Genomic DNA, 23,643 nt, shown 5'->3' with positions numbered 1-23,643 from the left:
GCTAGACTGTCCTCTCTTTGGTGCGAACGAATAGTCCTGAAGGACGCAGGAGCAGGATGACAATCAGCAGGATGAAGACGGCCAAGACGGCAAACTCGCCCCCTAAATAGCGCGCGGCCAAAGCTTCGGTCAGCCCCACGATGACACCGCCAACGGCGGCACCGGGCATGGACCCAAACCCCCCGATAGCGAGCACGACAAAACCCTTCAGCGCCAGCGCGGTTCCCAGTGTGGCCACGGCAAAGGTTTTGGGCCCGACGATCACTCCGAGCAGTCCGGCGAGGGCCCCGGCGAAGATGAAGGTCATCAGTGCCAGGCGGCGCACGTTGACACCGCGGAGCTGGGCCGCTTCGCTGTCTTCCGACATACCGCGCAGGGCGAGCCCGGTCAGGGAAACGCGGCCATAGACAGCGAATCCGATCACGAGCACGGCAACCACAAGCACGAGGGCTATCTCCACCGGATATACCCGGCCGCCGAAAACGTCGATTGCAGCATCGCCGGCAAAGAAGGGAACCTTCAGCGGTTCACCACCCCACAGAAGCTGTGCTGAGCCATCCAGCAGCACCGCGGCGCCCAAGGTGGTGACCAGGACGTTGTGCTGGTCTTTGACCGGACGGATAGCGAGGACGAATTCGAGGTAGGCGATCCCGGCAACGATGATCATGGCCAGGATTGCAGCGATGATCGGGTTCAACCCAAAGACGGATACCCCGGTGTAGACGATAAAAGCCCCAAACATCATGAGTTGGGCCTGCGCGAAGTTGAAGGTCTTGGACGAGATGAAAATGATGTTGTAGCCGATTGCAACCAGGGCGTAAACGGCACCGAGCGCAAGGCCGCCGAGTATCACGGTCATGCTTCTACCTCTTCCAACATGTTGATTCCTTTGTGATGAGTCATGCCGCAGCCAGCTGCAGGAACAGCAGGGCACCGCGGACGGCAGCGACCGGGGTGGAGTGAGAGTGGACCTAGCCGTGCGGGGCAGCGGAACTGTGCCGCCCGGGCTCCTGTGGAATGCTGCGCCGGGTTAATTGCGTGCCGCGGGCGGCCATGATGGCGCCAACGGAGTCAGGTTGCGGCAGCAAGTAGAATTCTCCGGCCGCCGCTTGGTCAAAAACGGCCCGTGCGGCGTCCAGCGGATCCATAGCCACCGGAAGCAGGTTCAGCATGTCCTTCCGGGCTTGCTCTGCTGCCTCTACATCACCATCAGGGACGGATCCGGCACTCGAAAAGATTCGTGAGGAGACGGCAGCGGGGAGCAGCACCCCAACACCGATGTCATGGCCTGCGTGATCCACGTCCAGCTTGAGTGCCTCGGTGAGGCCAAGGACTGCGTGCTTGCTGGCAAGGTACGGCGCTTGCCGGCTGATGCCCGTAACCGCTCCCACCGATGCCGTGTTCCACACCCAGCCCCTGCCGCCTGACGAGATCATCTTCGGGACAAAGGAGCGTATGCCGTTGAAAACGCCGGTGACATTGATGTCCAGAATCTTGCGCCAATGTGCCACGGGTATATCCCAGAGGTAGCCGAATTGTTCAACGCCTGCATTGTTGACCAAAAGGTCCACCCGCTCGAAGATCCGATAGCTGGCTGCCGCAAGCGCCTCGACCTGTTCCGGTTCCCGCACATCGACAGTCCATGCGACGGCGCTTCCACCGGTGCGCACGATGTCGTCAGCGACGCGGCCGGCCGCAGTTCCGTCGATGTCGGCAACAACCACGTTCATCCCCAGTGCCGCGGCATGCCGGACCAGGCCTTCGCCCAGACCCGACCCACCGCCCGTGATCACTGCCGTTCTCCCGGCGAAGAAGTGCTCCGCACTGTTCATGGTGACTCCTTCACCTGTCGGTCCGATCCCTGCCGTGACTGCTACTTTTCGACGTGGAACTGACCGTCTTTGACGGCGGACGGCGGAATGAACTGGAACTCGTCACCGGATATGGCCGGCGAATGATCATCAGCGCTGAAGACGTACTCGTTCAGGATGGCCGTTTCCGCTGCCTTGGTAACCTCGGGGTCTTCCAGCGCGGCTGCAAGTGCCGTCGGATCATCGGTGCTTCCCACAGACTCGGCCGCTGCTTTGAGCAGCATCACCGCGTCATAGTTGTAGGCAAGGATCAGGGTGGCCTTAATGGGGGCGATGGAGAGCATGGCCTCCACTGCACGGTTGGTTACTTCCGCTTCGGGGTTGTAGACCGTGCTTCGGTATACCTCCATCACGAGGTTGTCCACTTGGTCCGTTCCCAGTACTCCGGACGGAGGCGGAGTGTTGACCAGTCCCGTGGCGGCAACTGAAACGTTGCCCGCAACCGGTACGTCCCACCCCAACTTCTCAAGCCCCTGCAACACATAGCCCAGCGGCGCTCCATAGGCGTCCAGAGCCAGAACATCCGGGTTCTTTGCACGGAGTGCCTCGAGCTGGGGCGTCATATCGAGTGAAGCAACGTCGTATTCTTCGTTGCCGACGAGTTCAAGACCGGCCTCCCCGAACCCGTCATCGGCCAGGTTGCCGTAGGACTCCCCGTAGGAGCTGCTGCCGTGAAGCACACCGACCGACGTGTACCCCATCTCCTCGAAATACGCGGCCTGCCCAGTGACGTGATGGCTCGGGCCTGCGGAAATGTCAAAATTCAGCGGAAAGACTGCCGGGTCAAGAGACGTCGTGGTGGGGCCGATGTTGAACGAGAGAATGCCTGCCTGGTTGATAATCGGCAGCGTCGCGTCCGCAACCTGTGAGGGCCCGGAGTTCAGGATCGCGTCCGGCGGTGTATCGGAGTTGATGGCTTCCCGAACCAGCGTCACTGCGGCTGTGGGGTCACCCTGGTCATCGGCAACCTCAACTTCAATGTTCCGGCCGAGGATTCCACCGTCTTCGTTCGCCACCTTGGCGCCGGCCTCGGCGGCAAGGACCGAGGTCGAAGCGTTAATGCCTAGTGCGCCCTCGGCGCTGAGCGCCCCCAGCACGAGAATGCGGAACGGGGCGTCTGCTTCGTCTCCAGCCCCGGCGTCGCCTCCGCAGCCGGGGAGCATCAGTGCGGCTGTTGTCGCCGCAGCGGCAACCATGAGTCCGCGGCGGCCGCGGAACGGCAAAACGTTCATTGAACTTCTCCCTTGAAGACAATCCGGATATGTGGGACGGAGCTTGAGCTTCAACAGGTCGTGCATAGCGCCCGACAGTTGACCTAGCATGCGTTTGCTTGGACGCTAACATAAGGACTGCTTTCAAACAGACACTTGCTTGGTGTCCGGAAAGTGCTAATGTCCCGCAGATGCACACTTCACCGGCAAATCCGTCCGCTGCACCACCGGATTTTGGCCAGAAGCCCGGCATCGCCTTGGTAGTGGGCGGATCCGGCGGAATCGGTGCCGCCATCGTCCGTATGCTCGCCGCCCGGGGCGCCGCGGTGGCCCTGACCTACAACAGCAATAGGCCCGGCAAGCTGCTCGCGGAGCTGGGGTCGGCCGTGTCCGCTTATCCCCTGGATGTCACAGACGCCACCGCTGTTGCCGGACTGGTTGCTCAGCTCCTGGAAAGCCACCGCTCAATTCACACCCTGATTCACGCTGCCGGGCCGCACGTACCCATGGTGCATCTCTCCCGGGTTTCGCCGGCGGAGTTTGCCTCTCAGGTGGAATCGGACCTCGTGGGCTTCTTCAGCGTGGCCAGGAGTGCGATCCCGGCGCTGCGCGCCTCGGCCGGTTCCATTACGGCGGTCACCACCGCCGCCACCAGGCGCTACCCGGTTCGCGACGGTCTCTCCGCAGCGCCCAAGGGCGGGGTTGAATCACTAGTGATGGCACTGGCTGCCGAGGAGGGCAGATTCGGCATCCGCGTTAATTGCGTCGGTCCCGGAATGCTGACCGACGGCATGTCGGCAAGGTTGATGGATTCGGGTGACCTCGACGATCGGGCCCTGGCCGCAGCGACGGCAAACATTCCGCTGGGCCGGTTTGGCAGTGCCGATGACGTTGCCGAAGCCGTCTGCTTTCTGGCGTCGGACCGCGCGGGCTTCATTTCCGGCCAGAAGCTCGACGTCGACGGCGGCTTCGGCGTCTAAGGTTCCGGCGTCTAAGATTCCGGCTTCTGAGGTTCCGCCTCGAGTTCGGCCAGGCGCTCGAGAATCCATTCGGCTCTGGCAGCTTCATCGCGGTAGTACCGCTCGGCCCATTCGAGAGCCAACGCAGGGAAACGCCATGCGGGCACTTTCTCCGCCGAATTTGCGTGCGCAGCAGCGCGCTCTGCGGTGTCGCGGGACTGGTCGGCGTAGTCCGCCCACTGCTCAGCCAGCCGCCCGGCTTCGCCGTTGTGTCCGGCCCAAAGCCGGAGCACCATCGATTGCTTGAGAACAACGGGATCCGGTGCCTGCCCGTCAATCCATTCCCTCATGCGGAAGCGGCCCTCGCCGGTAATGGAGTAGAGCCGCCGGCTTTTTGCGGCATGGGTTTGCTCAATCCGGGATGTGACGAGTCCCTGATCCTCGAGCCGGCGGAGTTCCGAATAGATCTGGCTCTGGGACGGCGCCCAGTAGTAAAACGCCAGGCTCTGCCCGGCCCAACGCTTCACGTCGTAGCCGGAGAGTTCCTCGCCGAAGGAGAGGATCCCCAGCACTGCCCGGCTCGTGGCCGGGAGTTCCGCCGGTGTGTGGGCGGCGGTTCTGCCGGCGTCATCCCTCATGGCTCTTGACCGCCTGTTGGTCCTGTGTCATATTTCACATCGTACTATGACTAATAGTCATAGTCTCCGCTTTGTCCCCTCGATCGAAGGAGATCAATGGACGAGACCCAACGCATGCTGGCAGCGCTGAACGCTTCCTTTCCCGATATTGCCCGCATGGACCCGCTGGCAGCCCGTGCGGCAGTCGATGCCCGGATCCCTGCGCCGCAGAATTTCGACGACAGCGCCGCGGCGGAGGACGTCCTCGTCCCCGCAGAGCACGGCGCTATTCCCGTTCGGATCTACCGTCCACGCGAGCCGTCGCCCTCCGTTCCCGCCACCCTTTATGCCCACGGCGGCGGATTCCTGCACGGATCCATAGCCAGCCACGACCGCTTCTGCCGGTTGTGGGCGGCCCGGACGGGTTCAACCGTGGCATCCGTGGACTACCGCCTGGCACCGGAACACGTGGCACCGGCCCCGGTAGCCGACGTCGTCGCCGTCGCTGAATGGCTGGCGGCCCGGGATATGGCGGACCACGGACTGGTCCTGGCGGGAGACAGCGCAGGCGCCAATATCGCTGCCGCTGCGGCGCTTGCTCTGCGGGACCAGGGAACGAGCTTGGTTGCAGGACAGGTCCTGATCTACCCGATGCTCGATCCGCACATGCAGTCCGAAAGTTACCGGCTGCGCGGTGAGGGGTATTTCATCACGGCCCGCGCCCTGCGCTTCTATTGGGAGAACTACCTTGGCGGACCGGCTGCAACAGCGGCCCCAGATTGGCGCTTCATGCCGCAAACCGCTGCAGACCTGTCATCGCTTCCGGCATCGATCACAGTCACCGCCGGCCTGGATCCGCTTGCCGATGAGGGGCGGAACTACTCGGCGCTTCTGCGGCGGTCTGGAAACACCGCGCTGCACCGCCACTACCCGGACCAGTTCCACGGGTTCCTCACCATGCCTGACTACGGGCCGGCTGGGTCCGCCCGGGAGATTTTGTGGGCCGATTTTACGCACATGTTCAGCAGCAGTCTCACCACCACGCCCACAGCGACCCGGGAGCACACCTCATGAGCAGCACCAGCACCAACAACTGCCTAGACGTCGTCGTCGTTGGTGCGGGCTTCGCCGGCCTGTACACGACCATCCATGCCGAGCGCGCCGGCCTCAACGTGTTCGGCTTCGAGGCCGGCAGCGATGTAGGGGGAACCTGGTACTGGAACCGCTATCCGGGCGCCCGCTGCGACGTCGAGAGCATCGACTACTCCTACTCCTTCGACGACGAGCTGCAGCAGCAGTGGCGCTGGAGCGAACGCTACGCCACCCAGCCCGAAATTCTGCGCTACCTCAGCCACGTCGCGGACAGGTTTGACGTACGCCGGCACTACCGGTTCGACACCAGAGTTGCCGGCGCCCAGTGGGACGAGGACGCCCACGTATGGCATATCTCGACCGACACCGGAGACACCGTAAGGGCCCGTTGGCTGGTCATGGCCACGGGCAGCCTCTCCCAGCCGAATCTTCCGGACATCCCCGGAAGGGATTCCTTTGCCGGTGCCGTCTATCTGACAGCCAACTGGCCGGCGGACAGCGTCGATTTCACCGGTCTGCGCGTCGGCGTGGTGGGAACGGGTTCGTCCGGTGTGCAGTCCATCCCGTTGATTGCCGATCAGTCCGAGGAACTGATCGTGTTCCAGCGCAGCGCCAATTACAGCGTTCCCGCCTACAACCGCCCCCTGAGCGACGAGGAATGGCAGCAGGTACTCGCGGAATACCCCCGCCGCCGCAAGGAGTCCTGGAACAGTGCGGCGGGAAGTCCCTGGGGATCTTATTCAGTCCCCTACGAGAACTTGTCCCCGGAGGAACGTGAACAGGTCCTGGCCGAGAGTTGGACACGCGGCGGGGTGCTCTACGGCAAGGCCTTTGAACGGCAAACAACCGACAGGGACATCAATGATGCGGCACGAATCTACTTTGAGCACCGGCTCCGCAGCATCGTGGCGAACGAAGATATAGCTAAAGACCTCACGCCGACGGATCATCCCATCGGCACAAAGCGCATTTGCACGGACTCTGGATACTTCGAGACCTACACACGGCCGAACGTGCAACTGGTGAATCTGCGCCGGGATCCCATCACCGGCATAACGCCCGGGGGGATACAGACTGAGTCCGGGTTCCATGCCTTGGATGCCATTGTCTACGCGACTGGTTTTGATGCACTCACGGGCGCGCTGACGGCTATCGACATTGTTGGGCAGCGCGGACTCACCGTGCGTGACGCTTGGAAGGACGGAGCGCAGACATATCTGGGTATCGGCGTTCCCGGCTTTCCGAACCTGCTCACCTTGAACGGACCCGGCAGCCCAAGCGTGCTCTCCAACATGGCGCTCGGTTCCGAGCAGCAGGGATCCTATGCCCTCCGGCTGATCCTGCATGCCGTCGAAAAGGGGTACTCGTCAGTGGAAGTCCGTACCGACGCGGCGACAGCGTGGACAGAGCATCTGGGGGAAGTCGCCGGCAGGACGCTGTTTGCCGATGCACCTTCCTGGTACGCCGGTGCGAACATTCCCGGGAAGCCCCGTAATTTCATGCCCTATCTCGGCGGCTTCCACACCTACACGGCTCGCCTGGATGACGTGGCGGACAACGGATACGCAGGATTTGTATTCAGCGAAAGCTGAAGGGTTGCGCCCTACTGCGTAATCGTCCATCCGCCGTCCACCGGAAGGAAGACGCCGTTAACGTAGGAAGCCAGGGGCGACAGGAGGAAGAGCACGGCGTAGGCGACATCGTCCGGATCGGCCATGCGGGCAAGCGGAATGCGGCCGAGGACAGCCTGCCCGCGCTCGCTGTCGGCGAATCCCTGCAGCCGGGGCGTGTCCGTCATTCCGGGTGCGACGGCGTTGGAGCGAAACTCCATGGCGCGGTGAGCCGCCGTGTGGCGGACGTACCCCATCAGCGCCGCCTTGGCTGCCGAATACCAGTCGACCTCGGTGCCCACCAGGTTGCCGGCGACTGAGCTGGTAACCACCATGGCGGCACCATGCGGGAGTGTGTCGTCTGCCCACGCCTCAGTGAGCCGGCGCACGCTGCCGACGCTGATCCTCAATGCATCATCGAAGCCCAATGAGGCCCCGGATGACGGGCCTGCATTGTTATGCAGGTACCTTAGACCGCCTAGTGCGCTGCGTGCTGAAGCGAGCCCTTCCATCACGATACCCTCCGACGTGACGTCTCCGACCACGGTGTGCACTTCGCCGCCGCGGGCGCGGATTGCATCTGACGTCTCCTCCAAGCCGCGGGCGTTCAGATCCCAGGCGCTCACCGCCAAGCCCAGTTCCGACGCCCGCAACGCGGTGGCGCGGCCGATGCCGCTCCCTGCCCCGGTAATGACGATGGCGTCGCCGCTGTGGAATCCGAAGTCCGGTGCTGTCATGACATGCTCCCTTGCAGTCTCCATAGAAAACAAGCAAATGCTTGTGTAGTCTTGCCAGCATAGCCGCGGCCAGAGGTCCGGGCGATTGGGCCTGGTCCCGGACGTCCGCAGCGGCTATCAGTGATGAGGGGGATCTTCAATGACGAATGTCAGGACTGAACAGGTCAGCGAACGGCACCCGCTGCTGCACGAGCACACACAGCGGCTGAGCTATGCGGACACAGATCCCGCCGGAATCCTGTATTACGCTGCATGGTTTCCGCGCATGGAGGCGCTGCAAACGGAATGGCTGTTCCTGCAGGGCCTGCGGCAGGATACGCTGCTCGAACGGTTCGGCTGGTGGACCGTGTCGAGAGCAACCCACTGCGACTACCTGCTTCCCGCCAAACTCTTTGACGAGATCACCATCGAGCTCCGCGTGGGAGATATCGGCACGTCCTCGGTGCGGTTCGACTTCGAAATGTGGCGCCGCACCGACAGCGCCCTGGTTGCCACAGCATCCAACTGGCTCGTGACCGTTTCTCCCGATCAACGGCCCATCCGACTGCCGGCCGTCCTGCGGGAGTGCCTAGTCAGCGGAGCCAGCTGAGGCAGCCTCCGGGGGCCTGAGCGCGGGAAAGGGAGCAATCAGCTCTGCCAAGTACGGGCTTCGCGCCAGGTCCAGATGCATTTTCGTTTGCCGCAGCGCTGCATGCAGGAAGAATCCGGAAAGGCGGGACCAACCCGGCCCGTGCAGCAGCCGCGCATAGTCCCACACCGGGGCGTCTCCCAGCTCCGGCAGCAGATCCGCAATACGCAGCGTGCGCCGCAGCTGGTGCACGGAGATTTCAGCTGCCCGTGCGTCGAGCCCGAGGAAGCGGAACTCATGCCCCGGCAGCACCTCATGTGCAGCGAACGGCCGCAGGGACTGCAGCGACGTCAGGTAATCAGGCAGCGGCTGATCTCCGGGGAGGGCGCCGAGCCCGAACCCGGAGTTAATCTGCGGCAGTATGTGGTCACCGCTGTAGAGGAGCCCCCGGTCATTGTCGGCAAAGCACAGATGGCCACCGGTGTGGCCGGGTGTCGCAACAGCGGTGAGGCTGTGTCCGTCCAGGTCCAGCACGTCTCCGTCCGCCAGCAGCATGTCAGGCTCGATGTCGGAAAAATCGGGTGTGCGGGCAAAGGCAGCAACAAGCTCGGCGCGGCGCGCCTTGGGCACCCCCCATGCTTCCAGGACCCTGGTGTACGACGCCGGGTTCCGCAGCCCGGGACTGAGCTGGTAGGTCAGGACGGCCCGCTCTTCGCGGGAGAGCACCACTCTGGCGCCGGTCATGGTTTTGAGCGTGGAGGCTATGCCGAGGTGGTCGGGGTGGTGATGGGTGGCGACGACGGTGGAGAGGTCTTCGAGGGCAAGCCCGATCAACGCCAGGGACCGGCGAAGGGAGCCAAGGTTCTCCGGCGAGTCCCACCCCGGATCCAGGATGGAGAACGAGGCCGAGTCAGCACTGACCAGGACGTAGCTGAGTGTGTAGGTGACGCTGCCTTCGGGGATGGGCGCGGCGATGGCCCACACCTTGTCCGCAACAGCTTCGGGCGGCGGCAGTTGTCCGGACTGCAGCGCGGCCAGCTGCCCGGCGCTCGTGGGGCGGACACGGCGCGTTTGATCGGCGTATGCTCCGGCGCCGCTCACGAGCGGAGCCCTGCAGGCACTTTATCCATGAGAGCCAAACCGCCTTCAGCCGCGCTCGCCGCGGAAATCCACCGGTTTCCGGGCCAGGAACCCTTTGCGGGCCCGCGCATACTCCTGTCTGCCGAGCAGGTCCGACTGGATCTCCAGCTCCCGGTCCAGGGCGGCCTGCAGGGCGGGAACCTCAGCGGCCCGCAGCAGGCGCTTGGTTTCAGATACGGCCGCGCGAGGCGCGGAGCACAGCCGGGCGACGACGTCGTCGACCCGGGAACCCAGTTGATCATCGGGAACCACTTCCCCCACCAGTCCCCATTCGGCGGCGAGGGCCGCGGGAATCCGTTCTCCGCCAAACGCCATGCGGGCGGCCCGAATCCGGCCGGCGCCGGTCACGACGGCGTGGGTTGCCCCGCCGTCGGGCACCAGGCCCAGGGGCAGGAAGGGAAGGAGGAAGAAGGCTGATTCCGCAGCCAGCACCAGGTCGCAGGCAAAGGCAAGGGAAGCGCCCACACCTGCAGCCGGCCCGTTCACGGCGGCGATCACCGGTGCGGGGATCTCCGCAATCAGGGAAACCGCGTCGGCAGCAGCGGCAACGGTGGCTCCCGTAACGTCCGTGCCAAGATCGGCGCCGGTACAGAAAGCGCGGCCCGCTCCGGTGATGACGACGGCGTCCGCATCCCGGGACGCTTCAAGGGCTGCGGCGAGTGCCGCAAGTGCTGCGGTAGACACCGCGTTGAGGGTGTCCGGCCGGTTGAAGCGCAGCCACACCACCCCCTGGCGCGATTCGGTGCTGACGAGGCTGTCGGTGGAATCTGTTAGCGCCATGTGCGCTCCCTTCGGTTGAGATGGCTGGTGATGGTGTCAGGTGGACGGGGACGGACGGGAAAGCTACCAGTCCTGCCACGGAATGATGGTCTGCAGCGGCGACGCGAACAGCACTTCGCCAGTGTTCCGCGGGGCGTCCGGTGCGGTGCTGAGGGCCTGTTCCGCCCGTGCGACGGCGCGGGAGACCGGGCCCGGATCTTCGTCCAAGTAGAGCATCCGGATCCGCAGGCCGCCGGGAGGCTCGGACACTGAACCTTTGAACGGCAGGGTGCCGTGCTGCTGCGGATGGCTGAATGAGAACGTCCAGGCCCCGGCCACTCCGTCTACGCTGAGCAGTTCCGGAATAAGGCGGGTATCTTCCCAGGCGAAGGCTGTGTGTGCCTCCCGGCTGTGGGGCTCGGGATGGCGCGTCAGGGTCAGGTGCAGTCCGCGGTTGGGACGGTAGGGCAGGACGTCCGGATCGACCAGCACCCTTGCCGCTGCATAGCCCTTGACCGGCCGGAAGAATCCGAGAAGCGGCCGCCGGACTCCCGGAATGATGGGGCCGCGCCCCCATTGGAACGAAGCTTCACCCAGACGGTCCCAGGCCGCAATGCTCTCCTCCACCGGTGGCCGGAACCAATACATTGCCACGTAGTCCGTGCCGTCCACGGCGGTTCCCCGAACGGGGTCCGCCTCCTTGCCGGTGCGCGCCCAGCGGTCCCCCCAGGCCACCCCGGGAAGGGCGAGGTTTTCCGGCCGGTGGTCGAGTTGATGCCAGCGGTTGTAGGCGCCGTGCGATGAGGCGTCCGTGAGTTCGACAAATGAAAAAAAGGCCATCTCGGCGAGCATGGGACTCCTTTGTCCGGCGCTTCTATGGCTAGCGCTTGTTTGGTTACGGTAACAGAGCTGCTGCCGGGACTTCACCGCGGCCCGCCCGCCGCCCCGTTGCCGAGCCCGGCACCGATGGCCGCGGCGGCCTGCAGTACCAGCGGCCCGGTGACCTGCTCCGGGATGGCTCCCCGGTGGGCAACGGACACTGCGCCGACCGGCCCCCCGGGACCCATGATTGCAGCGCCCACCGAGCTGACACCGCTGGCATGGCGGCTGCCGTCCCGGCAGGCCAGGCCCCCGCGCCGCCGAACAGCGGCAAGTTCCCGGTGGAGCTCGTCGCGGCCGCCCGGCCGGTTCACGCCGGCGAGCTCAATGACGGAGTCGACTTCCTCGCGGTCCAGCCAGGCAAGCATCGCCATGCCCGAGGTTGATTCCGGGGCATAAATCCTCGTTCCGATCCGGGTTGGCACGCTTGACCGCGCTCCAACGCCCGTTCTGTCCACGTAGTCCACAAATCCGCGGTGCATGATTCCCAGATGCGCGGTGAAGCCGGTGGCAGCCGCAAGCTCACCCAGCACCGGTGACGCGGCCTCGCGAAGTCCGTCAAAATCCGACAACACACCGCGGTATGCCAAACGCGGTCCGAGCACATAGCCCCCGGCGTCGTGGCTCACCCAGCCCAGGTCCGCCAGCTGGCGGAGCAAACGGAAAGTTGTGGACCGCGCCAGGCCGGTGATGGCGGCTACATCTTCAAGCACGAGATGGCCGGGGGCCTCGCCCAGGCAGTCCATGATCAGGGTGACGCGTTCCAGAACACCGCTGCGGGGTCCTGCGTCTTCCCGCAGGGCCTCATCAAACGGCTGTGCATCAGTCATGGGTACAGCCTGCCGCGCGGCAGGCCCGGTGCCGGTCCGATTCCACCCAGTGGGATTCCACTGGGTGGGACAGCGGCGGAGCGGGGCTGAAGTTCACCTAGCGTGGACCCAAACGCTGGGACAACAAGGAGAAGATGCGGTGCGAACGTACGCAGAAGTGGTGAGAACCCGCGCACAGGATGAGCATGAGGGGCTGCGTTTCGAAGGCCGGAGCTGGAGCTGGGCAGAGGTGATCAACGAGGCCTCGGCCCGGGCCGCCATTCTTGGAACGATCACGCCGGGTGCCGGACGGAGCCAGGTCCATGTTGGGATCCTGCTGCAGAACACCCCCGATTACGTTTTCTGGCTGCTTGCCGCAGCGCTGAGCGGCGACGTCGTCGTCGGCATTAATCCCACGCGGCGCGGCGCCGAGCTCACACACGACATGATGCACGCGGACTGCGATCTGCTGGTGAGCGAGCCCCTCTATCTGGCGGCAGATGACTGTCCCGAACTGCCGGTCCCCGCGGACCGTATCTTCGATGTGGAGTCCCGCGCATATGCAGAGCTGCTGGCGGGCCACTCCGGGGCTCCCCTCCCCGCGGTGATCCCTGACCCGTCCGCAATCTATCTCCTGCTGTTCAGCTCCGGGTCCACCGGAGCGCCCAAAGCCGTGATCTGCACCCAGGGCCGGCTTGGCACCGTGACGCCCAGCCTGAAGGACCGGATTTCGCTGCACCGCGGATCGGTCAGCTACCTGCACCTGCCGCTGTTCCACGGCCACGGCATCATGATGAACCTGGCAACCGCAGCCGAGGCCGGCGCCACCGTTGTCATGGTTCGCAAGTTTTCGGCCAGCCGGTTCTCCCGCGACATCCGGGAGAACAAAGTGACCTTCGTGAACTATGTCGGGCGCGTGCTGAGCTACATTCTCGCCCAGCCGGAAGACCCGGCCGATGCTGAGAACTCCCTCGAGTCAGTCTTCGGCTCCGAAGCGTCCCCGGCGGAAGCGGAAGCCTTCCGAAAGCGGTTCGGATGTGAGGTCCGTGAAGGGTTTGGATCCAGCGAGGGCATCATCCGCATCGTCCCCGTCCCGGGCACACCCAGCGGTGCGCTCGGACTTCCCGCTGCGGGCATGACGGTGGAGATCCGCTCCGACGACGGCGCCGAATGCCCCCGCGCGCAGTTCGACGGCACCGGGCGCCTGCTCAACGCCGAGGAAGCCACCGGTGAGATTGTGGTGGTCGGGGCCGGGCCACGCTTTGAGGGCTACTACAAGAACCCGGAGGCAATGGCCGACAGGCTGCGTTTCGGCGGTGACGACTTCTGGACCGGGGATCTGGGATACCGCGACGAGGAGGGCTACTTCTACTTCGGCGGCCGGACCTCGGACTGGCTCCGGGTGGACGGTGAGAACTTTGGCACCGCCCCCATTGAGCGCATCATTTCCCGGCACCCGTCAATCTCCGGTGTCCATGCCTATGCGGTCCCCGATCCCCGCACAGGCGATCAGCTCATGTGCACCGTGGTGCTCAACCCGGGTGCCGAATTCGATCCCGTTAATCTGGCAGACTTCCTGGCTGCCCAGCCTGATCTGGGCACCAAGTGGCGCCCAACTTTTGTGCGTGTGGTTGATGAGGCCCCCACAACGGCCAACGCCAAAATCGACAAGGCTCCGCTGCGCAGGGTGGCCTGGGAAGCAGAGAATGTCTGGTGGGCGCGGAACCGCAGCAGCGCCTTCATTCCCCTGGAGGAAGAACACCGCGAAGCCATTCGGGCCGAATTCATTGCCGCGGGCCGGATCAATTCCCTGCCGGCAGCATCGCAGGCACTCGTGGGGGCCGTTGGCTCCGTAGGGGCAGGTGCCCGATGACGACGGCGGAGCAGGTACTGAGCGCTGAGGCGCTGCAGCGATTTGTCGGAACCGTCGCCGAGCCGCCCCGGATGGCGCGGTACGGGGTCTCGGAAGCGATGATCCGGAACTGGGCCGAAGCCCTGGATGACCGCAACCCGGTCTACGTCGATGAGGCGGCGGCACGGGAAAGCGGCCGCAGCGGCATTATTGCTCCCCCGGCCATGGTGTCCACCTGGGTAATGTCCGGATACCGCCGGTGGCGCGAGGTGCAGCGTGCCCGCGCGGCAGGCATCATCGAGCAGACTCCGTACGCCGAGCTGCTGTCCCTGCTTGACCGGGCCGGCTACACCTCCGTGGTTGCCACCCGGATGGAGCAGGAGTACGAGCGGGAACTGACCGTGGGCCTGCAGGTCACCTGCCACATCACCATCGAGTCCATCACCGGACCGAAGCAGACGGGACTCGGCGAGGGCTACTTCATCATTCTCGGAAAACGCTACGAGGACGCCGACCAGGAAACCATCACCACCGAGCGCTTCACGCTGCTGCGGTTCCGGCCCAAGGAGGGCTCATGACAACCCCGGGTACTGCAGTTCCACCCATTGTGCGCACGCACGACAACGTGTTCTGGTTCGATGCCGCCGCCGAAGGGCGCCTGGTCGTCCAGCGCTGCACCGACTGCACCACGCTGCGCCATCCGCCGGCGCCGACATGCCCGAAGTGCCGTTCCTTCGAATGGGACTCAGTGGAGTCAAACCGGCAGGGAACCCTGCACAGCTGGACCGTTGTGCATCACCCCCAGGATCCCGCCTTCACCTATCCCCTGCTGGTTGGCCTTGTAGATCTCGACACCGGAACGCGTCTGGTGGCGGACTTCGAGCCCACCGACCATGACCTGCTGGCCGTCGGCTGCCCGGTGGAGGTCTTTTTTGCCGAGCATGCCCGCGGCGAGATGCTGCCGCGGCTGCGGCTCCGGCCACGGGGCAGCGAAGAAACAGCGGCAGAAGACGCCGCAGCACTAGAAGACGCACCAGACGCACAGCACCAAGGAGTGTCATGACCACGAACGGTTTCGCACCGGGAGACCTGCTCCCCGAGCTGGAGATTCCCGTTGACCGCGCCTTTATTGTTGCCGGCGCCATCGCCTCGCAGGACTTTGAGGATGTGCACCACGACCCGGATGCAGCCGTCCGCCGCGGTGCCCCCGATGTCTTCATCAGCATCAACACGTCCAACGGTGTTCTCAGCCGCTACATCACCGACTGGGCCGGACCCGCTGCACGGCTGCGCTCCGTGTCGCTGCGCCTGGGCATGCCGCTGCACCCGGGCGACGTCCTGCACCTCACCGGAGAGGTCACGGCCGGGGACGGCGACGCCGTCACCGTGAACGTGACGGGAAACCATGAGCGCGGAATGCACCTCGCGGCAACGGTCAGCCTTCAGCTGCGGACGGAGCGTGCGGCGTGAGCGGATTTTCCGGCCGCGCGGCGATCGCGGGCATTGGTGCCACTGAGTTTTCCAAGGACTCCGGCCGTAGCGAGTGGCGCCTCGCCTGTGAAGCGGTCCTCGCCGCATTGGCCGACGCCCAGATCGGAGTGGAGGAAGTTGACGGCTTTTCCCTGTTCTCCATGGAAAACAACCCGGAAATTGCCGTAGCCCGGGCCCTCGGCATCCCGGAGCTGAAGTTTTTCAGCCGCATCCCGCACGGCGGCGGCGGGGCCTGTGCGCCCGTGCAGCAGGCGGCGCTGGCAGTGGCCAGCGGCGTTGCCGACGTCGTCGTCGTTTACCGCGCCTTCAACGAGCGTTCCGGCCACCGTTTCGGCTCCGGCCCGCCCCAGTTCGCCTATGCCAGCACCACAGACCAGGAGTACCGCAACTGGATTAATCCCTACGGCCTGCTGACCCCGGCGGCGCAGGAGGCCTTCCTGGCCCGGCGGTACATGCAGGAGTTCGGGGTCACCAGTGCCGATTTCGGCCAGATCTCCGTGCTGTCGCGCAAGCATGCCGCCAGGAATCCTAAGGCCTGGTTCCACAACCGGCCCATCACGATCGAAGACCATCAGGCCTCGCGGTTTATCGCCGATCCGCTGCGTCTGCTGGACTGCTGCCAGGAAACCGACGGCGGGCAGGCGCTGGTCATCGTGAGTGCCGAGCGCGCCCGCGATCTGCCGCATCCGCCGGCCATCATCACCGCCGCAGCGCAGGGCGTCGGGCCGCAGCAGATCTCCATGTCCAGCTACTACCGGGACTCCATCGACGAAATGCCGGAAGTTGAGCTGGTCGCCCGGCAGCTGTGGCAGCAGGCCGGCCACGGGCCCGAGGGCATCGACGCCGCCATCCTGTACGACGCCTTTACGCCCATGGTCCTGCTTCAGCTCGAGGAATACGGGTTCTGCAAGCGAGGGGAAGCCAAGGGCATGATCGCCGACGGCGCACTCGAGCTCACCGGCAGCCTGCCCATCAACACCCACGGCGGCCAGCTGGGCGAAGGGTACCTGCACGGCGTGAACGGCATTGCCGAAGGCGTGCGCCTGATCCGCGGCACCTCGACCAACCAGCCGGAGAAGGCCCTCTCAAACGTGCTCGTTACCGGCGGATCCCCCGTGCCGCACAGCGCCCTCATACTTGCCACCGACCATTGAGCTACAGGAGTGAAAAATGAACCCCGACCTCTCACCGGCATCGAAGCAGCTGCGCGCTGACCTGCGCGCCTACTTTGCCGAGATCATCAGCGAGGAGGATGCCCGCGACCTCGTGCACCAAACGGAAGGCGGCCCGACCTTCACCCGGATCCTGAAGCAGATGGGCGCCGACGGCTGGCTCGGCCTGGGCTGGCCGAAGGAATACGGCGGCCGGGGCGAAGACCCCGAGGCACAGTTCGTGTTCTACGACGAGGTAATCCGCGCCAATGCGCCGCTGTCCCTGGTCAGCCTCAACACCGTTGCGCCGGCGCTGATGAAATACGGCACCCCGGAGCAGAAGGAGTTCTTCCTGCCGCCCATCCTTGCCGGGGAGCTGACCTTTGCGATCGGCTACTCCGAACCCGGAGCGGGCACCGACCTTGCGTCACTGCGCACCTCGGGCCGGATCGAGGGGGACGAAATGGTCATCAACGGCAACAAGCTCTTCACCAGCGCCGGTATCTTCGCGGACTGGATCTGGCTGGCCGTGCGGACCGACCCCGACGCTCCGCGCCACAAGGGCATCTCAGTGGTCATGGTGCCAACCTCGGCTCCGGGCTTTTCCGCCACCGAAATCCACACTGTCGGCGGCATCAGCACCGCAGCCACCTATTACCAGGACGTGCGGATTCCGCTTAGCAACGTTGTCGGCGAGTTGAACGGCGGCTGGCGGATGATCACGAACCAGCTCAACCATGAGCGGGTGGCGCTGGCAGCCCGCGGCGGCATTGCCAACGAGGTTTTCGGCCAGGTCGTTGAGTGGGCCCGCGCGGAACCGCTCGGCTCCGGGCGCGTCATAGACCTGCCGTGGGTCCGGTCAACGCTGGCCGAGGTGTATGCCCTGCTCTCGGCGGCGGAGCTGGTAAACCTGCGGCTGGTGGCCGACGTCGCGGCCGGCACCCTCGGCGGCGGCGATGCAGCGGCGGCGAAGGTGATCGGCACCGAAACCGTGGTGGAGGTCTACGGCAAGCTGCAGGAAGTCCTCGGCGTGGCGGGGCTGCTGCGGGCAGGCTCCCCGGGAGCTGCCATTTCCGGACGCGTAGAGACCCTGGCGCGCCGGGCACAGAACAACACCTTCGGCGGGGGCAGCAACGAGGTCCTGCGGGACATCGTTGCCGCCAAGGCACTCGGAATGACACTGGCGGCACGCCGCCAAGAGAAGAAAGAAGACGCGCATGCAGTTCGAACTCGATGAGGATCTGCGCGAAGCCGCGCAGCTAGCCGAAGAAATCTTCACCCAGCTGGCCGACCTCCAGCGCGTGCGGGACGTCGAGCGGGAGCTCGGCGGACATGACGGCAAGCTCTGGGCCGCTCTGGCCGAGAGCGGAATCCTTGGACTGGCGCTTCCCGAGGAACACGGCGGCTCCGGTCTGGGCATGCTGGCGCTGGCTGCGGTGCTCGAGCAGCAGGGACGCCGGGTCGCCCCGGTACCGCTGGCCGCCGCGGTGGCGATGGCGGCAATGCCGCTGGCGGCATGGGGCACGCAGGCGCAGTGCAATCGCTGGCTTCCCGCGTTCCTCGACGGCTCAGCGCTGATCGTCGGTGCCATTGATGCCGGTGTTGACGGAGACAACGCCGTTCGCGGTGAACGGGACGGCTCGGGATGGAAGCTTTCCGGAACACTGTCGGCGGTGCCGGGCGCCCCGGCAGCTGATGCGCTGCTCGTTCCGGTGACGACGGATTCCGGTGTGGTTGCCGTCCTGCTTCCCACGGACCGTGAAGGCGTTCACCGCGAGAGGATCGCCGTGACGAATCAGGGGGCTGCGGCGACAGTGGTGCTGAGCGCGGTGCACGTCGACGACGACGAGCTGCTTACCGGCGGCGGTGCAGCCATCCGGCAGGCGCGCCTGCTCGGGCGCATCGCGCTGGCGGCGGTCCAGGCGGGAGTCTGCGACGAAGCCATCGCCATCACGGCCGCCTACACGTCCGAACGCATCCAGTTCGACCGCCCGCTCTCCACCAACCAGGCTGTCTCGGCCCGTGCGGCTGATGCCCACCTGGATGCCGAACGGATTATGCTCACCACCCGCCGGGCTGCCTGGCTCGTGGACCGGGAGAGCGACGACGCCGAGTCGGCCTCGCTGGTGGCCTCCTGGTGGGCGGCCCAGGGCGGCCTGCGTGTTGTGCACACCACCCAGCACCTGCACGGCGGCATGGGTGCAGACATCGATTACTCGATCCACCGCTATTTCCTCTGGGGACGGCAGAACGCGTATTCGCTGGGCAGCGCCCCCGCGCTGCTGGCCGAACTGGGCTCGATGGTCGAAACCCTGCCGATAATTGGCGCTCCGGCGTAACCCTGCGGTATCGGTGGAAGAGCGGCCCCGCCTGCGGGGCTGCTCTTCCTGCCTGGGGGCAGCCCCAGTACCCTCGGCGCATGGCCGGACTGGATCTTCCACACCTGCTCGCCCTCGAGCACCGCGGCTGGGACGCGCTGTGCCGCTCGGAGGGCGGCACCTACTACGGTGAGCTCATGACGCCGGACGGGGTGATGGTCCTGGTCAACGGCATGGTGCTCGGCCGCGACGAGATTGCCGGCTCCCTCAATCAGGCCCCTCCCTGGGCGTCCTACACATTGACGGACGCACGGGTGGTGCCGGCGGGTGCGGAGACCGCTGCTCTGGTCTACCGGGCAGTTACTCACTGAGGCTTCCGCCGGGGATTAGCTGCCGGGGACGGAGCAGGTTGCCGTTCCGGCAACACCGCTTGCCCCTTCTGAATCCCGCCGGAGACGATGGATATATCCATCCATCGCGGCAACGGCCACCGGCAAAGAGGGTTTCAAGTGGAAAACGCAAGCGGGCACCAGCCCGGAGAGCACACGTTCGACAAGGACTACTGGGAACGCCATTGGCAGGAGTCCGGCGAGACTGCACCTGCCGCCGGCCCGGAAACAGCCCCGGAGCCGGCAGCAAATCCGTATGTAGTGCGCGAAACCGCAGATCTGGCCCCGGGCACGGCCCTGGACGCCGGATGCGGTGCCGGCGCTGAGGCACTCTGGCTTGCTGCCCGCGGCTGGCACGTGACAGGGGCCGACATTTCCGCCGCGGCTCTCGCACAGGCGGCGGGCCGTGCCCCGCAGCCGGCAGCCGGCAGCGTGACATGGGTTGAGGCGGATCTGGTGTCGTGGGAACCGCAACAGAAGTTTGACCTCGTGGTCACCAGCTACGCTCACCCCTCCATTCCCCAGCTGGCGTTCTACACCCGAATTTCCAACTGGGTGGCTCCCGGCGGCACACTGCTGATTGTGGGCCACCGGCACGGGCCCGCAGCCTCAGGACAGGACCAAGGACACCACCACGACCACGGCAACCGCCCTCCCGCCGAAGCGCAAGTGACGCTCGCAGACGTGGTGGGAACCCTGGACCCGGCGGTCTGGCAGATTGAAACCGCAGAGGAGCGGACCCGGGCGCTCCCCGGCCCGGGTGAGCTACTCGACGTCGTAGTGAAGGCCGCCCGCCGAATCTAGGCGGCCTCGCCGGCAGCTGGTTTACGCGACCCGGAGGTCGATCTCCCCGGGCGCGGCGCCGTCGGCACCGAACACCAGGTGCCGGTTGGCGATTTTGTCGGTAAAGAACCGGTCGTGGCTGACCACCACCACGGCTCCGGGGAAGTGCAGCAGCGCCCGTTCCATCACCTGGGTGCTGGAAAGGTCCAGGTGGTTGGTGGGCTCATCGAGCAGCAGCACTGACGCACCGGAGAGCAGGCACTGGGCCATTGCCACGCGGGCCTTCTGTCCGCCGGAGAGATTCCCGATCCTTTGCTTCAGATCCGCTTCGGAGAACTGGAACATGGTCAGGAACCGGTTGACTGACTTCTTGGTGGCGGTCAGCGCCAGGCTGTCCGGCATGGCGTTGACCGCGTGGGTGACGGTGTCCGCGTCGTCGAGCTCCGCGAGGACCTGGTTGTAGGAGACCATCCGGGCGCCGTTCGCCCAGACGACCTTCCCGGCGTCGGCCTTCTCCTCGCCCGTCAGCACCCGCAGCAGCGTCGTCTTGCCACTGCCGTTCGAGCCGAGAACCACCAAGCGGTCACCGCGCCGGATTTCAAAGCTCAGCCCGCTGAACAGCGTTTTGTCACCATAGGACTTCTCCAGGGATTCCACCCGGCAGAGGTTGTCCTTGACGTGCAGGCCGCCGTAAATCTCGGTGATGATCTGGTCCACCGGACGGGGTGCGCGGGCTTTCTTGATCTTGGCGAGCTTTCCGTCCAGGGCGCCGCTGCCGGATTTGGCCGCCTCGCGCCGGTCCGAAATGCCTTCGGCTTCGAAGGCGAGCAGTTCGGACTCATGCACAAACTGGGATTCCAGCGCCTTGAGGCGGAACTGCTTCTGGATGACGTACTCGGCAAAGTTTCCGGGATATTCGTGCAGGTGGTAGTTCTCCACCTCGATGATGCGGGTCACCACGGAATCCAGGAACTTCCGGTCGTGGGAGACCACGACGGCGGCACCGCGGAAGTCGCGGAACCAGCCTTCCAGCCACTCAACTCCGGCGACGTCGAGGTAGTTGGTGGGCTCGTCGAGAAGCAGCACATCCGGGGCTTCGAGCAGGATCTTGGCCAGGGCCGCACGGTTGCGCCAGCCGCCGGAGAGGGCGTCGATGGGGCAGGTGCGGTGGGCCTCACTGAAGCCGAGGGTGGTCAGCGCTGCGTCGATGCGTCGCGGGTAGTCCCAGCCGTCCAGCCGGTCCATTGACTCGAAGAGCTCGGCCTGCCGGCGGATCAGCCGGTCCATGACCTTCGGTTCCGGGTCCGCCCCGATGGTTTCGTCAATGGCGGCAAGCTCGGCCTCAACAGCCTTGATCTCCACGAACAGCGCGTCGAGCACTTCGGTGATCGTGGACTCGCCGTTCAGTTCGGAGAACTGCGAGAAGTACCCGATCTTCAGTCCCTGTTCCAGGGAGACCGTGCCGGAATCCGGCTCGATCTGTTCCAGGATCAGCTTCAAAAGGGTGGACTTCCCCGAGCCGTTCTTGCCGATCAGCCCCACCCGGTCCTTCGGATCCAGGCGGAAGAAGGCCTCACGCAGAATCTGCGTCTTATCGAAGCCAACATTGACGTCCTGCAGCCGGATCAGGCTCATACGGGGGTGTCCTTTCGGGGATGAAACTGGTGCCCGGCACCGGCGGTCCGGAGGGACCGGCCGGCAGTATTGTGCCCGTTGACCAGCCACTCATCTTATCCGGTGCGGCTGACCGCTGGTTCCGGTAGTCCTCCGCCCCTGTTCCCGGGTGGCGCGGCGGCTGCATACTGAAAACCAGTCCGAATCTCCAACCGCCCTTCTGCACTGAAACTTCCGCACTGAAACTTCCGCTGAAAGAGGTGTCCACGATGGTTGAAATGACAACGCTGGCATCCGGGCTGGGAATGGGGGAATCAGCCCGGTGGCATGGAAACGAGCTGTGGTTCGCTGACTGGATGGCCGGCACCATCTCTGCACTGGACGGGAACGGACACGTACGGCGGGTTACCGCAGTGCCGTCTTTTCCCATCAGCTTCGACTGGCTGCCGGACGGGCGGATGATCGTCGTCTCCGGTGCCGACGGCATGGTGCTGCTGGAAGTCCCGCACGCAGGCCTCGTTCCCGTTGCCGATCTGCGCGGCATTTCCGAATTTCCCTGGAACGAAATTGCCGTGCATCCAGCCGGAAATACCTACGTCAACGGCATCGGCTACGACTACTCCGGAGAGATGCAGGACACCGGTGTGATCGCGCTGATCCGGCAGGACGGGTCAGTCCAAAAAGTTGCGGACGGGCTGGCTTTTCCCAACGGCATGCTGGTGTCAGGCGACGGTGCCACGCTGGTGGTGGCTGAATCCAACGCGGGCCGGCTCACGTCCTTCCGGATCCGGGAGGACGGCGGGCTGGATCCGGAAGGAGTCTGGGCCGGACTGGAGGGCAGCGCGCCGGACGGCATCTGCTGGGACGGCAGCGGCGGCATCTGGTTTGCGGAAGTGCCGGGAGAACGTTGCGTGCGCATCCGGCAGGGCGGTGAGGTCCTGGAAACCGTGCAGTTGGAGCATGGATGCTTCTCCTGCGCCGCAGGAGGCGACGACGGCGGCCTCCTGTTCATGATGACGGCACAGTGGCCGGAGGCCATGGACCCGGGTGCGGACCATACCGGGAGAGTAATGGGCCTGCGGGTGAAATAGCCTCTGAGAAGCCGGTGGGACGCCGGCAGGACTGGCGTACCCGCCGCTGTTAGGCTGTTTGCTGATCGCTCAGTTAGCGACCGACAACCCGCCGAATGGAGCATGGCATGACCGACACCGCCCAGCGTCTGCTGGACTCTGCCACCGAGGCCTTCGCTGCCAAGGGGTTCCACGGAACAACGACGCGGGACATCGCGTCCGGGGCCGGCGTCACCTCCGGAGCTGTCTACGTGCACCACAAGTCCAAGGAAGACCTGCTGTACAGCATCTCCAAAGTCGGCCATGAACGGACCCTCGAACTGGTGCGCGCCAGCACAGCCTCCGCTGACGGACCCGTGGACCAGATGAGTGCTTTGGTGCGCAGCCTGGTGGAGTGGCAGGCTGCCAACCACACCAAGTCCCGGGTAGTGAACTTTGAGCTGCCGGCCCTGAGCGAAGAACACCTCCGTGACGTGCTGGGGATGCGCCACCAGGTGGAGGACGAATTCCGCCGGATTGTTGAGGACGGCCTGGCACAGGGCGTCTTCGATGTACCGGACGCCAACATGGCCGTTGTCACCCTGCTGTCCCTGTGCATCGACGTCGCGCGCTGGTACCGCAGCGACGGCCGGCTCAGTGCGGCGGAGATCGGTGAGCACCACAGCACTGTCGCCCTGCGCCTGCTGGGTGCCGGAGTGCCCGCAAGCCAGTAGGGCTCCGGGC

General features: G+C 65.2%; 25 protein-coding genes. 15 read left to right on the top strand and 10 right to left on the bottom strand.

From position 1 onward, the window contains the following. Window position 1 precedes the first annotated feature (1 nt). The 3 genes from M1D40_RS08760 to M1D40_RS08750 form a co-directional block, all read right to left on the bottom strand. Window positions 2-859 carry a branched-chain amino acid ABC transporter permease gene (locus tag M1D40_RS08760; RefSeq protein ID WP_461170938.1) on the bottom strand — a complete coding sequence of 286 codons (858 nt, stop codon included), beginning with the start codon at window positions 857-859 and terminating at the stop codon, window positions 2-4. 112 nt (window positions 860-971) lie between these two features. After that, a complete protein-coding gene (locus tag M1D40_RS08755; protein WP_461170937.1) occupies window positions 972-1,832 on the bottom strand; it encodes an SDR family oxidoreductase in 861 nt (286 codons plus the stop codon). A gap of 41 nt (window positions 1,833-1,873) precedes the next feature. Continuing rightward, entirely contained in the window at window positions 1,874-3,103 is a 1,230-nt protein-coding gene (locus M1D40_RS08750; RefSeq protein WP_461170936.1) for an ABC transporter substrate-binding protein, read from the bottom strand. Between the two features lie 170 nt (window positions 3,104-3,273). On the opposite strand from M1D40_RS08750, the gene M1D40_RS08745 reads away from it, so the two are divergent. Next, the gene (locus M1D40_RS08745; protein ID WP_461170935.1) at window positions 3,274-4,062 is read left to right on the top strand and encodes an SDR family oxidoreductase; all 789 of its coding nucleotides are present in this window, start codon (window positions 3,274-3,276) and stop codon (window positions 4,060-4,062) included. A gap of 11 nt (window positions 4,063-4,073) precedes the next feature. On the opposite strand, the gene M1D40_RS08740 is transcribed toward M1D40_RS08745, so the two are convergent. After that, window positions 4,074-4,679 carry a PadR family transcriptional regulator gene (locus tag M1D40_RS08740; RefSeq protein ID WP_461170934.1) on the bottom strand — a complete coding sequence of 202 codons (606 nt, stop codon included), beginning with the start codon at window positions 4,677-4,679 and terminating at the stop codon, window positions 4,074-4,076. A gap of 96 nt (window positions 4,680-4,775) precedes the next feature. Here M1D40_RS08740 and M1D40_RS08735 point away from each other — a divergent pair, with 96 nt between their 5' ends. Then, the gene (locus M1D40_RS08735; protein WP_461170933.1) at window positions 4,776-5,732 is read left to right on the top strand and encodes an alpha/beta hydrolase; all 957 of its coding nucleotides are present in this window, start codon (window positions 4,776-4,778) and stop codon (window positions 5,730-5,732) included. Next, window positions 5,729-7,342, top strand: coding sequence for a flavin-containing monooxygenase (locus M1D40_RS08730; protein ID WP_461170932.1), 1,614 nt, complete (start codon window positions 5,729-5,731; stop codon window positions 7,340-7,342). Before M1D40_RS08735 ends, M1D40_RS08730 begins: the two co-directional genes overlap by 4 nt. Before the next feature lie 11 nt (window positions 7,343-7,353). On the opposite strand, the gene M1D40_RS08725 is transcribed toward M1D40_RS08730, so the two are convergent. Continuing rightward, the gene (locus M1D40_RS08725; protein WP_461170931.1) at window positions 7,354-8,097 is read right to left on the bottom strand and encodes an SDR family NAD(P)-dependent oxidoreductase; all 744 of its coding nucleotides are present in this window, start codon (window positions 8,095-8,097) and stop codon (window positions 7,354-7,356) included. Window positions 8,098-8,236: 139 nt separating this feature from the next. On the opposite strand from M1D40_RS08725, the gene M1D40_RS08720 reads away from it, so the two are divergent. Continuing rightward, window positions 8,237-8,686, top strand: coding sequence for an acyl-CoA thioesterase (locus tag M1D40_RS08720; protein ID WP_461170930.1), 450 nt, complete (start codon window positions 8,237-8,239; stop codon window positions 8,684-8,686). On the opposite strand, the gene M1D40_RS08715 is transcribed toward M1D40_RS08720, so the two are convergent. The 4 genes from M1D40_RS08715 to M1D40_RS08700 form a co-directional block, all read right to left on the bottom strand. Further along, window positions 8,666-9,766, bottom strand: a complete 1,101-nt coding sequence (locus tag M1D40_RS08715; RefSeq protein WP_461170929.1) for an MBL fold metallo-hydrolase — start codon at window positions 9,764-9,766, stop codon at window positions 8,666-8,668. The genes M1D40_RS08720 and M1D40_RS08715 overlap by 21 nt on opposite strands. 45 nt (window positions 9,767-9,811) lie before the next feature. Next, window positions 9,812-10,585: an enoyl-CoA hydratase-related protein gene (locus M1D40_RS08710; protein ID WP_461170928.1), complete on the bottom strand. Its 774-nt coding sequence runs from the start codon at window positions 10,583-10,585 to the stop codon at window positions 9,812-9,814. A gap of 63 nt (window positions 10,586-10,648) precedes the next feature. After that, complete coding sequence (locus tag M1D40_RS08705; protein ID WP_461170927.1) at window positions 10,649-11,416, bottom strand: hypothetical protein; 768 nt, start codon at window positions 11,414-11,416, stop codon at window positions 10,649-10,651. Between the two features lie 71 nt (window positions 11,417-11,487). Further along, complete coding sequence (locus M1D40_RS08700) at window positions 11,488-12,273, bottom strand: IclR family transcriptional regulator (RefSeq protein WP_461170926.1); 786 nt, start codon at window positions 12,271-12,273, stop codon at window positions 11,488-11,490. 139 nt (window positions 12,274-12,412) lie between these two features. Here M1D40_RS08700 and M1D40_RS08695 point away from each other — a divergent pair, with 139 nt between their 5' ends. The 9 genes from M1D40_RS08695 to M1D40_RS08655 all read left to right on the top strand — a co-directional run bounded on the left by M1D40_RS08695 (window position 12,413) and on the right by M1D40_RS08655 (window position 20,257). Beyond that, window positions 12,413-14,125 carry an AMP-binding protein gene (locus M1D40_RS08695; protein WP_461170925.1) on the top strand — a complete coding sequence of 571 codons (1,713 nt, stop codon included), beginning with the start codon at window positions 12,413-12,415 and terminating at the stop codon, window positions 14,123-14,125. Beyond that, entirely contained in the window at window positions 14,122-14,682 is a 561-nt protein-coding gene (locus M1D40_RS08690; protein WP_461170924.1) for an FAS1-like dehydratase domain-containing protein, read from the top strand. Before M1D40_RS08695 ends, M1D40_RS08690 begins: the two co-directional genes overlap by 4 nt. Next, complete coding sequence (locus M1D40_RS08685) at window positions 14,679-15,167, top strand: Zn-ribbon domain-containing OB-fold protein (RefSeq protein ID WP_461170923.1); 489 nt, start codon at window positions 14,679-14,681, stop codon at window positions 15,165-15,167. The genes M1D40_RS08690 and M1D40_RS08685 overlap by 4 nt, the downstream gene beginning before the upstream one ends. Continuing rightward, entirely contained in the window at window positions 15,164-15,574 is a 411-nt protein-coding gene (locus M1D40_RS08680; protein ID WP_461170922.1) for a hotdog family protein, read from the top strand. Before M1D40_RS08685 ends, M1D40_RS08680 begins: the two co-directional genes overlap by 4 nt. Then, the gene (locus M1D40_RS08675) at window positions 15,571-16,749 is read left to right on the top strand and encodes a lipid-transfer protein (RefSeq protein WP_341392992.1); all 1,179 of its coding nucleotides are present in this window, start codon (window positions 15,571-15,573) and stop codon (window positions 16,747-16,749) included. The genes M1D40_RS08680 and M1D40_RS08675 overlap by 4 nt, the downstream gene beginning before the upstream one ends. A 16-nt stretch (window positions 16,750-16,765) precedes the next feature. After that, a complete protein-coding gene (locus tag M1D40_RS08670; RefSeq protein WP_461170921.1) occupies window positions 16,766-17,983 on the top strand; it encodes an acyl-CoA dehydrogenase family protein in 1,218 nt (405 codons plus the stop codon). Beyond that, window positions 17,964-19,085, top strand: a complete 1,122-nt coding sequence (locus M1D40_RS08665) for an acyl-CoA dehydrogenase family protein (protein ID WP_461170920.1) — start codon at window positions 17,964-17,966, stop codon at window positions 19,083-19,085. Before M1D40_RS08670 ends, M1D40_RS08665 begins: the two co-directional genes overlap by 20 nt. A gap of 80 nt (window positions 19,086-19,165) precedes the next feature. Further along, window positions 19,166-19,435 carry a nuclear transport factor 2 family protein gene (locus tag M1D40_RS08660; protein WP_461170919.1) on the top strand — a complete coding sequence of 90 codons (270 nt, stop codon included), beginning with the start codon at window positions 19,166-19,168 and terminating at the stop codon, window positions 19,433-19,435. A gap of 138 nt (window positions 19,436-19,573) precedes the next feature. Beyond that, window positions 19,574-20,257, top strand: coding sequence for a class I SAM-dependent methyltransferase (locus tag M1D40_RS08655; RefSeq protein WP_461170918.1), 684 nt, complete (start codon window positions 19,574-19,576; stop codon window positions 20,255-20,257). Between the two features lie 21 nt (window positions 20,258-20,278). On the opposite strand, the gene M1D40_RS08650 is transcribed toward M1D40_RS08655, so the two are convergent. Continuing rightward, window positions 20,279-21,871 (bottom strand): ABC-F family ATP-binding cassette domain-containing protein, encoded by a 1,593-nt coding sequence (locus M1D40_RS08650; protein ID WP_461170917.1) that lies wholly within the window; start codon window positions 21,869-21,871, stop codon window positions 20,279-20,281. Window positions 21,872-22,119: 248 nt separating this feature from the next. Here M1D40_RS08650 and M1D40_RS08645 point away from each other — a divergent pair, with 248 nt between their 5' ends. Together M1D40_RS08645 and M1D40_RS08640 are read left to right on the top strand one after the other, a co-directional pair. Next, complete coding sequence (locus tag M1D40_RS08645; protein WP_461170916.1) at window positions 22,120-22,941, top strand: SMP-30/gluconolactonase/LRE family protein; 822 nt, start codon at window positions 22,120-22,122, stop codon at window positions 22,939-22,941. Window positions 22,942-23,048: 107 nt separating this feature from the next. Further along, complete coding sequence (locus M1D40_RS08640; RefSeq protein WP_461170915.1) at window positions 23,049-23,633, top strand: TetR/AcrR family transcriptional regulator; 585 nt, start codon at window positions 23,049-23,051, stop codon at window positions 23,631-23,633. Window positions 23,634-23,643 lie beyond the last annotated feature (10 nt).

This window comes from Arthrobacter sp. Z1-15, from assembly GCF_054792395.1.
Note: the sequence above shows the minus strand (reverse complement) of the source record. Positions and strands in the feature narration are given on the sequence as shown.

Excerpts from the sequence above, each read along its gene's own strand:
- M1D40_RS08760 (WP_461170938.1), bottom strand. The coding sequence starts at position 859 with ATGACCGTGATACTCGGCGGCCTTGCGCTCGGTGCCGTTTACGCCCTG.
- M1D40_RS08755 (WP_461170937.1), bottom strand. The coding sequence starts at position 1,832 with ATGAACAGTGCGGAGCACTTCTTCGCCGGGAGAACGGCAGTGATCACG.
- M1D40_RS08750 (WP_461170936.1), bottom strand. The coding sequence starts at position 3,103 with ATGAACGTTTTGCCGTTCCGCGGCCGCCGCGGACTCATGGTTGCCGCT.
- M1D40_RS08745 (WP_461170935.1), top strand. The coding sequence starts at position 3,274 with ATGCACACTTCACCGGCAAATCCGTCCGCTGCACCACCGGATTTTGGC.
- M1D40_RS08740 (WP_461170934.1), bottom strand. The coding sequence starts at position 4,679 with ATGAGGGATGACGCCGGCAGAACCGCCGCCCACACACCGGCGGAACTC.
- M1D40_RS08735 (WP_461170933.1), top strand. The coding sequence starts at position 4,776 with ATGGACGAGACCCAACGCATGCTGGCAGCGCTGAACGCTTCCTTTCCC.
- M1D40_RS08730 (WP_461170932.1), top strand. The coding sequence starts at position 5,729 with ATGAGCAGCACCAGCACCAACAACTGCCTAGACGTCGTCGTCGTTGGT.
- M1D40_RS08725 (WP_461170931.1), bottom strand. The coding sequence starts at position 8,097 with ATGACAGCACCGGACTTCGGATTCCACAGCGGCGACGCCATCGTCATT.
- M1D40_RS08720 (WP_461170930.1), top strand. The coding sequence starts at position 8,237 with ATGACGAATGTCAGGACTGAACAGGTCAGCGAACGGCACCCGCTGCTG.
- M1D40_RS08710 (WP_461170928.1), bottom strand. The coding sequence starts at position 10,585 with ATGGCGCTAACAGATTCCACCGACAGCCTCGTCAGCACCGAATCGCGC.
- M1D40_RS08705 (WP_461170927.1), bottom strand. The coding sequence starts at position 11,416 with ATGCTCGCCGAGATGGCCTTTTTTTCATTTGTCGAACTCACGGACGCC.
- M1D40_RS08700 (WP_461170926.1), bottom strand. The coding sequence starts at position 12,273 with ATGACTGATGCACAGCCGTTTGATGAGGCCCTGCGGGAAGACGCAGGA.
- M1D40_RS08690 (WP_461170924.1), top strand. The coding sequence starts at position 14,122 with ATGACGACGGCGGAGCAGGTACTGAGCGCTGAGGCGCTGCAGCGATTT.
- M1D40_RS08685 (WP_461170923.1), top strand. The coding sequence starts at position 14,679 with ATGACAACCCCGGGTACTGCAGTTCCACCCATTGTGCGCACGCACGAC.
- M1D40_RS08680 (WP_461170922.1), top strand. The coding sequence starts at position 15,164 with ATGACCACGAACGGTTTCGCACCGGGAGACCTGCTCCCCGAGCTGGAG.
- M1D40_RS08670 (WP_461170921.1), top strand. The coding sequence starts at position 16,766 with ATGAACCCCGACCTCTCACCGGCATCGAAGCAGCTGCGCGCTGACCTG.
- M1D40_RS08665 (WP_461170920.1), top strand. The coding sequence starts at position 17,964 with ATGCAGTTCGAACTCGATGAGGATCTGCGCGAAGCCGCGCAGCTAGCC.
- M1D40_RS08660 (WP_461170919.1), top strand. The coding sequence starts at position 19,166 with ATGGCCGGACTGGATCTTCCACACCTGCTCGCCCTCGAGCACCGCGGC.
- M1D40_RS08650 (WP_461170917.1), bottom strand. The coding sequence starts at position 21,871 with ATGAGCCTGATCCGGCTGCAGGACGTCAATGTTGGCTTCGATAAGACG.
- M1D40_RS08645 (WP_461170916.1), top strand. The coding sequence starts at position 22,120 with ATGGTTGAAATGACAACGCTGGCATCCGGGCTGGGAATGGGGGAATCA.
- M1D40_RS08640 (WP_461170915.1), top strand. The coding sequence starts at position 23,049 with ATGACCGACACCGCCCAGCGTCTGCTGGACTCTGCCACCGAGGCCTTC.